Origin of the sequence: Klebsiella quasipneumoniae subsp. quasipneumoniae (assembly GCF_020525925.1) — a bacterium.
Lineage (GTDB): Bacteria > Pseudomonadota > Gammaproteobacteria > Enterobacterales > Enterobacteriaceae > Klebsiella > Klebsiella quasipneumoniae.
This window is the reverse complement of record NZ_CP084876.1, coordinates 4,309,567-4,322,242: the sequence shown is the minus strand read 5'-3', so window position 1 is coordinate 4,322,242 and position 12,676 is coordinate 4,309,567. Positions and strand designations below refer to the sequence as shown.

Genomic DNA, 12,676 nt, shown 5'->3' with positions numbered 1-12,676 from the left:
GTAATGCCTTCAATTCGACTGGCTGATCTTGCGCAGCAGTTGGATGCAGAATTACACGGTGATGGCGATATCGTCATCACCGGCGTTGCGTCCATGCAGAGCGCGAAAACGGGCCAAATCACTTTCATGGTCAACCCTAAGTACCGTGAACACCTGGCCGCTTGCCAGGCTTCTGCCGTTGTGATGACGCAGGATGATTTGCCTTTTGCCCATAGCGCCGCGCTGGTAGTGCGTAATCCCTACCTGACCTACGCGCGCATGGCTCAAATTCTGGATACCACGCCGCAGCCGGCACAGGATATCGCGCCGAGCGCGGTTATCGATCCGACGGCGAAGCTGGGTATCAACGTTGCCATCGGCGCCAACGCCGTTATCGAATCCGGGGTAGAGCTGGGCGATAACGTGGTCATCGGCGCAGGCTGCTTCGTTGGGAAAAATACGAAAATAGGCGCCGGCTCGCGTTTGTGGGCCAATGTGACCGTTTACCATGAGATTGAGATCGGCGAGAATTGCCTGATCCAGTCCAGCACGGTGATCGGCGCGGATGGCTTCGGCTACGCCAACGATCGCGGCAACTGGGTGAAGATCCCGCAGCTGGGTCGCGTCATTATTGGCGATCGCGTGGAGATCGGCGCCTGCACCACAATTGACCGCGGCGCGCTGGACGATACCGTGATTGGCAACGGGGTTATCATTGATAACCAGTGCCAGATTGCGCATAACGTGGTGATTGGCGACAATACCGCGGTTGCCGGCGGTGTCATCATGGCAGGCAGCCTGAAAATCGGCCGCTACTGCATGATTGGCGGCGCCAGCGTGATTAACGGCCATATGGAAATCTGCGATAAGGTCACCGTCACGGGGATGGGGATGGTGATGCGTCCTATCAGCGAACCTGGCGTATACTCCTCCGGTATTCCGCTGCAGCCGAACAAGGCGTGGCGTAAAACCGCTGCGCTGGTGATGAATATTGACGAGATGAGCAAGCGCCTGAAAGCGATTGAGCGCAAGGTTAATCAACAAGACTAATTCATCATTTGGTCACATGACATTTCCGGCCTGTTGCATTCGCTAAAAGATTGCCGCAGGCCGTGTTATTATTGCCTTTTAGTACATTTAGACAGGAAGAGTATTTTGACTACTGACACTCATACTCTGCACATTGAAGAGATTCTGGAACTTCTGCCTCACCGTTACCCGTTCCTGCTGGTAGACCGCGTGCTGGATTTTGAAGAAGGTCGTTTTCTGCGCGCAGTAAAAAATGTTTCTGTAAACGAGCCGTTTTTCCAGGGGCATTTCCCTGGTAAGCCGATTTTGCCGGGCGTCCTGATTCTGGAAGCAATGGCGCAGGCCACCGGGATTCTGGCATTCAAAAGCGTTGGAAAACTGGAACCAGGCGAGCTGTATTACTTCGCGGGTATCGATGAAGCACGTTTCAAACGCCCGGTAGTACCAGGCGATCAGATGATTATGGAAGTCACTTTCGAGAAAACCCGCCGCGGCCTGACCCGTTTCAAAGGCGTTGCGCTGGTTGACGGTAAAGTGGTTTGCGAAGCGACGATGATGTGTGCGCGTAGCCGGGAGGCCTGATACGTGATTGATAAAACCGCTTTTGTTCATCCTACCGCCATTGTTGAAGAAGGCGCCGTGATTGGTGCTAACGTCCACATTGGTCCGTTTTGTATTGTTGGCGCCAACGTCGAAATCGGCGAAGGCACCGTACTGAAGTCTCACGTTGTCGTTAACGGCCACACCAAAATCGGCCGTGACAACGAGATCTATCAGTTCGCTTCCATCGGCGAAGTTAACCAGGATCTGAAATATGCTGGCGAACCAACCCGGGTGGAAATTGGCGATCGCAACCGCATTCGCGAAAGCGTCACCATTCATCGCGGCACAGTACAGGGCGGTGGATTAACAAAGGTGGGCAACGATAACCTGCTGATGATCAACGCCCACGTGGCGCACGATTGTACGCTTGGCGATCGCTGCATCCTGGCCAATAACGCGACGCTCGCTGGCCATGTTTCGCTGGATGATTATGTCATTATCGGCGGCATGACTGCGGTGCACCAGTTCTGCGTCATTGGCTCACACGTTATGGTTGGCGGCTGCTCCGGCGTAGCGCAGGACGTTCCGCCGTTCGTGATTGCCCAGGGCAACCATGCGACGCCGTTCGGCGTCAACATCGAAGGTCTGAAACGCCGCGGCTTCAGCCGGGAAGCGATTACCGCGATCCGCAACGCGTATAAACTGCTGTACCGCAGCGGCAAGACGCTGGAAGAAGCCAAGCCGGAGATCGCCGAACTGGCGACTCAGCATCCTGAAGTTCAGCCGTTTGTCGATTTCTTCGCCCGCTCTACCCGCGGCTTGATTCGTTAATGGCTGAACAGCGTCCCCTGACGATTGCCCTGGTCGCCGGAGAAACCTCCGGCGATATTCTTGGCGCCGGCCTCATCCGCGCCCTCAAAGCACGCATCCCGAATGCGCGCTTTGTCGGCGTGGCGGGACCGCTGATGCAGGCGGAAGGGTGTGAAGCCTGGTACGAAATGGAAGAGCTGGCGGTGATGGGTATTGTTGAAGTGCTCGGTCGCCTGCGTCGCTTACTCCATATTCGCGCCGATTTGACCCGCCGCTTCGGCGAGCTGCGTCCCGATGTTTTCGTCGGTATCGACGCCCCTGACTTCAATATTACCCTCGAAGGGAATCTGAAAAAGCAGGGCATCAAAACCATTCACTACGTCAGCCCATCGGTTTGGGCCTGGCGACAAAAACGCGTTTTCAAAATCGGCAGATCCACCGATCTGGTGCTGGCCTTTCTGCCTTTCGAAAAAGCGTTTTATGACAAATTTAACGTTCCCTGCCGCTTTATCGGCCATACCATGGCGGATGCGATGCCGCTGGATCCTGACAAAGGCGCCGCGCGCGACCGGTTAGGGATCCCGCACGACGTGCGTTGCCTGGCGCTGTTGCCCGGTAGCCGCGGCGCGGAAGTCGAAATGCTCAGTGCGGACTTCCTGAAAACCGCGCAGCTTCTGCGGGCTACCTATCCCGATCTGCAGGTGGTGGTGCCGCTGGTTAATGCTAAACGGCGGGAGCAGTTTGAGCGAATTAAAGCTGAGACGGCGCCGGATATGATCGTGCATATGCTGGACGGCCAGGCGCGAGATGCGATGATCGCCAGCGACGCCGCGCTGCTGGCCTCCGGGACGGCGGCGCTGGAGTGTATGCTGGCGAAATGCCCGATGGTGGTTGGCTATCGCATGAAGCCGTTCACCTTCTGGCTGGCGAAGCGGTTGGTTAAAACCGACTACGTCTCGTTGCCGAACCTGCTGGCCGGGCGCGAGCTGGTTAAAGAGCTGCTGCAGGATGAGTGCGAGCCGCAGGCGCTGGCTGCCGCCCTGCAGCCGCTGCTGGCCGATGGCAAAACCAGCCATGAGATGCATGAGACATTCCGCGCGCTGCATCAGCAGATCCGCTGCAACGCCGATGAGCAGGCGGCGGACGCCGTACTGGAGTTAGCAAAACAATGATGGAGTTCGTCTATCCGCATACCCATCTGGTTGCCGGCGTCGATGAGGTCGGGCGTGGCCCCCTGGTTGGCGCGGTGGTGACCGCGGCGGTGATCCTCGATCCGGCGAAGCCGATTGTGGGTCTGAATGATTCCAAAAAACTCAGCGAGAAGCGTCGACTGGCGCTCTTCGATGAGATTAAAGAGAAAGCGCTGTGCTGGAGCCTTGGGCGCGCCGAGCCCCATGAAATCGATGAGCTGAATATCCTGCATGCCACTATGCTGGCGATGCAGCGCGCCGTCGCCGGCCTGAGCATTGTGCCCGAGTTTGTTCTGATCGATGGCAACCGCTGTCCGTCGCTACCGATGCCCTCCCTGGCGGTGGTGAAAGGCGACAGCCGGGTGGCAGAAATCAGCGCAGCGTCTATTCTGGCAAAAGTCACTCGTGACGCCGAAATGGCCACGCTGGACCTCGCATTTCCCCACTACGGATTTGCCCAGCATAAAGGCTATCCCACCGCTGTACACCTGCAGAAGCTGCAGGAACACGGCGCAACAGAGCATCACCGGCGCAGTTTCGGCCCGGTGAAGCGTGCCCTGGGCCTGGCGTCCAACTAAGTCACCGGGATCTAAAGATGGCTGAACCACGTTTCGTACACCTGCGGGTGCACAGCGACTATTCCATGATCGATGGGCTGGCAAAGACCGGGCCGCTGGTCAAGAAGGCGGCCTCGCTTGGCATGCCAGCGCTGGCGATCACCGATTTCACCAACCTCTGCGGGCTGGTGAAGTTCTACGGGACGGGACACGGCGCGGGGATTAAGCCGATTGTCGGCGCCGATTTCCACGTGCAGTGCGACCTGCTCGGCGACGAATTTACCGAGCTGACCGTGCTGGCGGCGAACAACACCGGCTACCAGAACCTGACTCTGCTGATTTCCCGCGCCTATCAGCGCGGCTACGGCGCCCTGGGGCCGTGGATCGATCGCGACTGGCTGGTGGAACATCAGGAAGGGCTGATTCTGCTCTCCGGCGGCCGTAAAGGCGACGTCGGCGTCAGCCTGATCCGCGGCAACATGCCGCTGGTTGAGCAGTGCGTCTCCTTCTATGAAGAGCATTTCCCGGATCGCTATTTTCTGGAGCTGATCCGCACCGGTCGTCAGGATGAAGAGAGTTATCTCCATGCCGCCGTGGCGCTGGCGGAAGCGCGTGGTCTGCCGGTGGTGGCGACCAACGATGTCCGCTTCCTCGACACTGGCGACTTTGACGCCCATGAAATCCGCGTCGCTATTCACGACGGCTTCACCCTCGACGACCCGAAACGGCCGCGCAACTACTCGCCACAGCAATATATGCGCAGCGAGGAGGAGATGTGCGAGCTGTTCGCCGATATTCCGGAAGCGCTGGCAAACAGCGTCGAGATCGCCAAACGCTGCAACGTCACCGTGCGGCTTGGCGAATATTTCCTGCCGCAGTTCCCGACCGGCGATATGACCACGGAAGATTTCCTGGTAATGAAATCGAAAGAGGGTCTGGAAGAGCGGCTGGAATTCCTCTTCCCGGATCCGGAAGTGCGCGCGAAGCGCCGGCCAGAATACGACGAGCGTCTGGATATCGAGCTGCAGGTGATCAACCAGATGGGCTTCCCCGGCTACTTCCTGATCGTGATGGAGTTTATTCAGTGGTCGAAAGATAACGGCGTGCCGGTCGGCCCGGGCCGCGGTTCCGGCGCCGGCTCGCTGGTGGCCTACGCGCTGAAGATCACCGATCTTGACCCGCTGGAATTCGACCTGCTGTTCGAACGTTTCCTCAACCCGGAACGTGTTTCGATGCCCGACTTCGACGTCGACTTCTGCATGGAGAAACGCGACCAGGTTATCGAGCACGTGGCGGATATGTATGGCCGCGACGCGGTATCGCAGATCATCACCTTCGGTACCATGGCGGCGAAGGCGGTCATCCGCGACGTGGGTCGCGTGCTGGGTCACCCGTACGGCTTTGTCGACCGCATCTCCAAGCTGGTGCCGCCCGATCCGGGCATGACGCTGGCGAAAGCCTTCGAGGCCGAGCCGCAGCTGCCGGAGATCTACGAGGCGGACGAAGAAGTGAAAGCGCTGATCGACATGGCGCGTAAGCTGGAAGGGGTGACGCGAAACGCCGGTAAGCATGCGGGCGGCGTGGTTATCGCGCCGACCAAAATCACCGACTTCGCCCCGCTGTATTGCGATGAGCAGGGGCTGCATCCGGTTACCCAGTTTGACAAGAACGACGTGGAATACGCCGGGCTGGTGAAATTCGACTTCCTCGGTCTGCGTACGCTCACTATCATTAACTGGGCGCTGGAGATGATTAACAAGCGCCGTGAGAAGAACGGCGAAGGGCCGCTGGATATCGCCGCCATCCCGCTGGATGACAAGAAAAGCTTCGACATGCTGCAGCGCTCGGAAACCACCGCGGTCTTCCAGCTTGAATCGCGCGGCATGAAAGATCTGATTAAACGCCTGCAGCCGGACTGCTTCGAAGATATGATCGCGCTGGTGGCCCTGTTCCGCCCGGGCCCGCTGCAGTCGGGGATGGTAGATAACTTTATCGACCGTAAGCACGGCCGCGAAGAGATCTCGTATCCGGACGTACAGTGGCAGCATGAAAGCCTGAAACCGGTGCTGGAGCCGACCTACGGCATCATCCTGTACCAGGAACAGGTCATGCAGATTGCCCAGGTGCTGTCCGGATATACCCTCGGCGGCGCGGATATGCTGCGTCGTGCGATGGGTAAGAAAAAGCCGGAGGAGATGGCCAAGCAGCGTTCTATCTTTGAGGATGGGGCGAAGAAAAACGGCGTTGATGGCGAGCTGGCGATGAAAATCTTCGACCTGGTGGAGAAATTCGCCGGTTACGGGTTTAACAAATCGCACTCCGCCGCATACGCGCTGGTTTCTTACCAGACGCTGTGGCTTAAGGCGCACTATCCGGCTGAGTTTATGGCGGCGGTAATGACCGCCGATATGGACAACACCGAAAAGGTCGTTGGCCTGGTGGACGAATGCTGGCGTATGGGGCTGAAAATTTTGCCCCCGGATATTAACTCCGGCCTGTACCATTTCCACGTCAACGACGACGGCGAGATCGTCTACGGTATCGGCGCCATCAAGGGCGTCGGCGAAGGGCCGATCGAAGCGATCATTGAGGCGCGCAACAACGGCGGTTATTTCCGCGAGCTGTTCGACCTCTGCGCGCGGACCGATATTAAAAAGCTCAACCGTCGGGTGCTGGAAAAACTGATTATGTCCGGGGCGTTCGATCGTCTCGGTCCGCATCGCGCGGCGCTGATGAATTCACTGGGCGATGCGCTGAAAGCCGCCGATCAGCACGCCAAAGCCGAGGCCATCGGCCAGGCCGATATGTTCGGTGTGCTGGCGGAAGAGCCTGAGCAGATTGAACAGTCCTACGCCAGCTGCCAGCCGTGGCCTGAGCAGGTGGTGCTGGATGGTGAAAGGGAGACCCTGGGGCTGTACCTGACCGGGCACCCGATTAACCAGTATCTGAAAGAGATTGAGCGCTACGTCGGCGGCGTGAGGCTCAAAGACATGCATCCGACCGATCGTGGAAAAGTGACCACGGCGGCGGGGCTGGTGATTGCGGCGCGGGTAATGGTCACCAAGCGCGGCAATCGTATCGGCATCTGTACCCTGGATGACCGTTCCGGGCGGCTGGAAGTGATGTTATTCACCGACGCGCTGGATAAATATCAGCAGTTGCTGGAAAAAGACCGCATACTTATCGTCAGCGGACAGGTCAGCTTTGATGACTTTAGCGGGGGGCTTAAAATGACCGCCCGTGAAGTCATGGACATTGACGAAGCCCGGGAAAAATATGCTCGCGGGCTTGCTATCTCGCTGACGGACAGGCAAATTGATGACCAGCTTTTAAACCGACTCCGTCAGTCTCTGGAACCCCACCGTTCGGGAACCATTCCAGTGCACCTCTACTATCAGAGGGCGGATGCACGCGCGCGGTTGCGTTTCGGCGCAACATGGCGCGTCTCTCCGAGCGATCGTTTACTCAACGATCTGCGTGGCCTTATCGGCTCGGAGCAGGTGGAACTGGAGTTTGACTAATACAGGAATACTATGAGTCTGAATTTCCTAGATTTTGAACAGCCGATTGCAGAGCTGGAAGCGAAAATCGATTCCCTGACTGCGGTAAGCCGTCAGGATGAGAAACTGGATATTAACATCGACGAAGAGGTGCATCGTCTGCGCGAGAAAAGCGTAGAGCTGACGCGCAAAATCTTCGCCGATCTCGGTGCATGGCAGGTTGCGCAACTGGCGCGCCACCCGCGCCGTCCTTACACCCTGGATTATGTCCGCCTGGCGTTCGACGAATTTGACGAACTGGCCGGTGACCGCGCCTTCGCTGACGATAAAGCGATTGTCGGCGGTATCGCGCGTCTTGACGGTCGTCCGGTGATGATCATCGGCCACCAGAAAGGTCGCGAAACCAAAGAAAAAATTCGTCGCAACTTTGGTATGCCGGCCCCGGAAGGCTACCGCAAAGCGCTGCGCCTGATGGAGATGGCTGAGCGGTTTAAAATGCCGATCATCACCTTTATCGACACCCCGGGCGCCTACCCGGGCGTCGGCGCGGAAGAGCGCGGCCAGTCGGAAGCGATTGCCCGCAACCTGCGTGAGATGTCGCGTCTGAGCGTGCCGGTTATCTGCACCGTGATCGGCGAAGGCGGCTCCGGCGGCGCGCTGGCGATTGGCGTGGGCGACAAGGTCAATATGCTGCAGTACAGCACCTATTCGGTGATTTCGCCGGAAGGCTGCGCCTCCATTCTGTGGAAGAGCGCGGATAAAGCGCCGCTGGCTGCGGAAGCGATGGGCATTATCGCCCCGCGTCTGAAAGAGCTGAAGCTGATCGATTCTATCGTTCCGGAACCGCTGGGCGGCGCCCACCGCAACCCGGAAGCGATGGCGGCAAGCCTGAAAGCGCAGCTGCTGGCGGACCTGGCCGATCTCGATCTTCTCAGCGAAGAAGAGCTGCTGAACCGCCGCTATCAACGTCTGATGAGCTACGGTTACGCCTAAGTTTTCCGCTAGCGCAAAACACTAAGGGCCGGATTTTCCGGCCCTTTTTTTATGTGCGATGCGCCCAGGGGATTGCTATGATGCTGGACTTAGGTGAATACCAGGAGGAAAGCGTGAATATCATCGCCATCATGGGGCCTCACGGCGTCTACCACAAAGACGAGCCGATCAAAGAACTGGAAGCGGCGCTGCAGCGCCAGGGCTTTCAGACCATCTGGCCGCAAAATAGCGCCGACCTGCTGCAGTTTATCGAGCACAACCCGCGCATCTGCGGCGTGATCTTCGACTGGGATGAGTACAGCGTCGATCTGTGCAGCGATATTAACCAGCTCAATGAATATCTGCCTCTGTACGCCTTTATTAACGCCCACTCGACGATGGACGTCAGCAGTCAGGATCTGCGCATGACGCTGTGGTTCTTCGAATATGCGCTGGGACTCTCCGAAGAGATCGCCACCCGCATCGGGCAGTATACCCGCGAGTACCTGGACAATATCACCCCGCCATTTACCCGCGCGCTGTTTAACTATGTGCAGGAGGGGAAATATACCTTCTGTACGCCGGGTCATATGGGCGGTAGCGCCTATCAGAAAAGCCCGGTGGGCTGCCTGTTCTATGATTTCTTTGGCGGGAATACGCTGAAGGCGGATGTCTCGATTTCGGTCACCGAGCTGGGCTCCCTGCTGGATCATACCGGCCCTCATCTGGAGGCGGAGGAGTATATCGCTCGCGCCTTTGGCGCCGAGCAAAGCTATATGGTGACCAACGGTACCTCGACGTCCAATAAAATTGTCGGTATGTACTCGGCGCCCGCCGGCAGTACCCTGCTGATTGACCGTAACTGTCACAAATCGCTGGCCCACCTGCTGATGATGAGCGATGTGGTTCCCCTGTGGCTGAAGCCGACCCGCAATGCGTTAGGGATCCTCGGCGGTATCCCCCGGCGCGAGTTTACCCGCGACAGTATTCAGCAGAAAGTGCGCGACACGGGCGGGGCGCAGTGGCCCGTGCATGCGGTGATCACCAACTCCACCTACGATGGGCTGCTCTACAACACCACCTGGCTTAAAGAGACGCTCGACGTTCCGTCGATCCATTTCGATTCCGCCTGGGTGCCGTATACCCATTTCCATCCGATATATCAGGGGAAAAGCGGCATGAGCGGTGAGCGGATCCCCGGAAAAGTCATCTTCGAGACGCAGTCGACGCATAAGATGCTGGCCGCGCTGTCGCAGGCCTCGCTGATCCACATTAAGGGCAACTATGATGAAGAGACCTTTAATGAAGCCTTTATGATGCATACCTCTACGTCGCCGAGCTATCCCATCGTCGCGTCGATTGAGACCGCGGCGGCGATGCTGCGCGGTAACTCCGGTAAGCGCCTGATCCAGCGCTCCATTGAGCGGGCGCTGGATTTCCGCAAAGAGGTGCAGCGACTGCGCGAGGAGTCGGACGGCTGGTTCTTTGATATCTGGCAGCCGGAAGCGGTGGATAAAGCCGAGTGCTGGCCGGTGGCGCCGGGCGATGACTGGCACGGTTTCAAAGATGCCGATGCGGATCATATGTACCTCGATCCGGTGAAAGTCACCATTCTGACGCCGGGTATGGACGAGCAGGGGAATATGGATGAAGAGGGGATCCCGGCGGCGCTGGTGGCGAAGTTCCTCGACGAGCGGGGCGTGGTGGTGGAGAAAACGGGCCCCTACAACCTGCTGTTCCTCTTTAGCATCGGTATCGATAAAACCCGGGCGATGGGTCTGCTGCGCGGCCTGACCGAATTTAAGCGCGCCTACGATCTCAATCTGCGGGTGAAAAATATGTTGCCGGATCTGTACGCGGAAGATCCCGACTTCTACCGCAACATGCGGATCCAGGATCTGGCACAGGGGATCCACCGCTTGATCCGTCAGCACCAGCTGCCGCAGCTGATGCTCAGCGCCTTTGACGTCCTGCCGGAAATGAAAATGACGCCGCATCATGCCTGGCAGCGCCAGATCAAGGGTGAGGTGGAAACCATTGAACTGGAGAACCTGGTGGGCCGGATTTCGGCCAACATGATCCTCCCTTATCCGCCGGGCGTACCGCTGCTGATGCCGGGAGAGATGATCACGGAGGAGAGCCGGGCGGTGCTCGACTTCCTGCTGATGCTCTGCTCAATAGGACGTCATTACCCGGGGTTTGAGACCGATATTCACGGCGCGAAGCGCGATGAGGACGGCGTGTATCGGGTACGAGTCTTAAAAAATGACGAAAGGCTTGCGCGTTAACGGCGCGCACGAGTAACGTGGCTGGCTTAACAGAAGGAGTTTGACCATGCTGGGTTTGAAACGGGTTCACCATATTGCCATCATTGCGACTGACTACGCCCGCAGTAAAGCGTTCTATTGCGATATTCTGGGCTTTACGCTGCAAAGCGAGTTTTATCGCGCCGAACGTGACTCCTGGAAGGGCGATCTGGCGCTCAACGGCGAGTATGTGATTGAGCTGTTCTCGTTCCCGTTTCCGCCGGCCCGACCCAGTCGTCCGGAAGCCTGCGGGCTGCGTCATCTGGCCTTTAGCGTGGATGATATCGACGCTGCGGTGGCGCACCTGACGGCGCATGGCGTGGAGTGCGAAGCGATTCGCGTCGATCCCTTTACCGGTAAACGCTTTACCTTCTTTAGCGATCCGGACGACCTGCCGCTGGAAATATATCAGCAGTAAACCTTGCCAGCGCGACCCTGGCCCGGTAACGTGCCGGGCCATCACTTCTCGGTATGTTTGTGGTTATGACGGCTAACATTGCGCATACGCTTCATCCCCATCGCCAGCTGCTGGTGGCCTTCAGCGGCGGTCTGGACTCGACGGTTCTTATGCATCAGCTGGTGCTGCTGCGGGAACAGGATCCCTCTCTGACGCTGCGGGCGGTGCATATTCATCACGGCCTTAGCGCCCACGCAGACGACTGGGTGGCGCATTGTCGGCAAATTTGCCAGCAGTGGCAGGTGCCGTTGGCGGTGCATCGCGTGACGTTAGCCCGGGGCGGCCTGGGCGTCGAGGCCCATGCCCGCGCGGCGCGCTATCAGGCCTTTCAGGAGACGCTCCGCGCCGGCGAAGTGTTAGTGACCGCTCAGCACCAGGACGATCAGTGTGAAACGCTGCTGCTGGCGTTAAAACGCGGCAGCGGTCCGACCGGCCTGTCGGCGATGGCGCCATCGTCTCCCTTTGCCGGCAGTCGACTGCTGCGTCCTCTCCTCAATGAAACCCGGGAATCGCTGCGCCAGTGGGCGCTCGCCCACCAGCTGTCGTGGATTGAAGATGAGAGTAATCAGGACGATACCTATGACCGCAACTTCCTGCGCCTGCGGGTGATCCCGGTGCTGCGTGAGCGCTGGCCGCACTTTAGCGAGGCCGTCGCCCGCAGCGCCAGCCTGTGCGCCGAGCAGGAGCAGCTGCTGGACGAGATGCTGGCGGCGGAGCTGGCGTCGCTGGTGGCCGAAGACGGGTCGCTGGCTATCGCGCCGCTGACGTCGATGAGTTCTCCCCGCCGAGCGGCGTTGCTGCGTCGCTGGCTCGCCGGGCAGCAGGCGCCGATGCCGGCCCGCGAGGTGCCTGAGCGCCTCTGGCACGAGGTGGCGCTGGCGCGGGAAGATGCCAGCCCCTGCCTGCGGTTGGGGGAATTTACCGTCCGCCGTTTTCAGCAGCGCTTGTACTGGGTGAGATATGTACCCGGGCAGACGGACAGCGTCCAGCGCTGGACAGACTGGCGCCAACCGCTGCGGCTGGCGGACGGTCTTGGTGAGCTGGTGCTGCAGCCGGGCGGCAGGCTGCGCCCGCCCCCGGCGGATGAGCCAGTCACCGTCCGCTTTCGCGCCAGCGGCCATCTGCATATCGTCGGGCGTCATGGCGGCCGTAAGCTGAAGAAGATCTGGCAGGAGCTGGGCGTTGCTCCGTGGCGACGAGACACCACGCCGCTGCTGTTTTACGGCGAAACGCCGATTGCCGCAGCGGACGATCTGTTTGTGACCAACGAAGGTGAAGTCAAAGACGGGGAAGGGGTCAGTCTGGCGTGGAGGAAAACGGGCGGTTAAGCCCG

At 58.9% G+C, this 12,676-nt stretch carries 10 protein-coding genes; all 10 read left to right on the top strand.

What is annotated here, in order from left to right:
* Positions 1-3 precede the first annotated feature (3 nt).
* The gene (lpxD, locus tag LGM20_RS20865; RefSeq protein ID WP_044521084.1) at positions 4-1,029 is read left to right on the top strand and encodes a UDP-3-O-(3-hydroxymyristoyl)glucosamine N-acyltransferase; all 1,026 of its coding nucleotides are present in this window, start codon (positions 4-6) and stop codon (positions 1,027-1,029) included.
* A 105-nt stretch (positions 1,030-1,134) separates the two neighbouring features.
* A complete protein-coding gene (gene fabZ / locus LGM20_RS20860; RefSeq protein WP_004145858.1) occupies positions 1,135-1,590 on the top strand; it encodes a 3-hydroxyacyl-ACP dehydratase FabZ in 456 nt (151 codons plus the stop codon).
* Between the two features lie 3 nt (positions 1,591-1,593).
* Positions 1,594-2,382, top strand: coding sequence for an acyl-ACP--UDP-N-acetylglucosamine O-acyltransferase (gene lpxA / locus LGM20_RS20855; RefSeq protein WP_004204455.1), 789 nt, complete (start codon positions 1,594-1,596; stop codon positions 2,380-2,382).
* A complete protein-coding gene (gene lpxB / locus LGM20_RS20850) occupies positions 2,382-3,533 on the top strand; it encodes a lipid-A-disaccharide synthase (protein WP_023292050.1) in 1,152 nt (383 codons plus the stop codon). The genes lpxA and lpxB overlap by 1 nt, the downstream gene beginning before the upstream one ends.
* Positions 3,530-4,129, top strand: coding sequence for a ribonuclease HII (gene rnhB, locus LGM20_RS20845; RefSeq protein ID WP_004204458.1), 600 nt, complete (start codon positions 3,530-3,532; stop codon positions 4,127-4,129). The genes lpxB and rnhB overlap by 4 nt, the downstream gene beginning before the upstream one ends.
* A 17-nt stretch (positions 4,130-4,146) precedes the next feature.
* Positions 4,147-7,629, top strand: a complete 3,483-nt coding sequence (gene dnaE / locus LGM20_RS20840; protein WP_023292051.1) for a DNA polymerase III subunit alpha — start codon at positions 4,147-4,149, stop codon at positions 7,627-7,629.
* Between the two features lie 12 nt (positions 7,630-7,641).
* Positions 7,642-8,601 carry an acetyl-CoA carboxylase carboxyl transferase subunit alpha gene (gene accA, locus LGM20_RS20835; protein WP_004145855.1) on the top strand — a complete coding sequence of 320 codons (960 nt, stop codon included), beginning with the start codon at positions 7,642-7,644 and terminating at the stop codon, positions 8,599-8,601.
* A gap of 113 nt (positions 8,602-8,714) precedes the next feature.
* The gene (locus LGM20_RS20830; RefSeq protein WP_032429283.1) at positions 8,715-10,868 is read left to right on the top strand and encodes a lysine decarboxylase LdcC; all 2,154 of its coding nucleotides are present in this window, start codon (positions 8,715-8,717) and stop codon (positions 10,866-10,868) included.
* Positions 10,869-10,914: 46 nt separating this feature from the next.
* The gene (locus tag LGM20_RS20825) at positions 10,915-11,304 is read left to right on the top strand and encodes a VOC family protein (protein ID WP_002889387.1); all 390 of its coding nucleotides are present in this window, start codon (positions 10,915-10,917) and stop codon (positions 11,302-11,304) included.
* A 53-nt stretch (positions 11,305-11,357) separates the two neighbouring features.
* Positions 11,358-12,671: a tRNA lysidine(34) synthetase TilS gene (tilS, locus tag LGM20_RS20820; RefSeq protein WP_044521086.1), complete on the top strand. Its 1,314-nt coding sequence runs from the start codon at positions 11,358-11,360 to the stop codon at positions 12,669-12,671.
* The last annotated feature ends 5 nt before the right edge of the window (positions 12,672-12,676 follow it).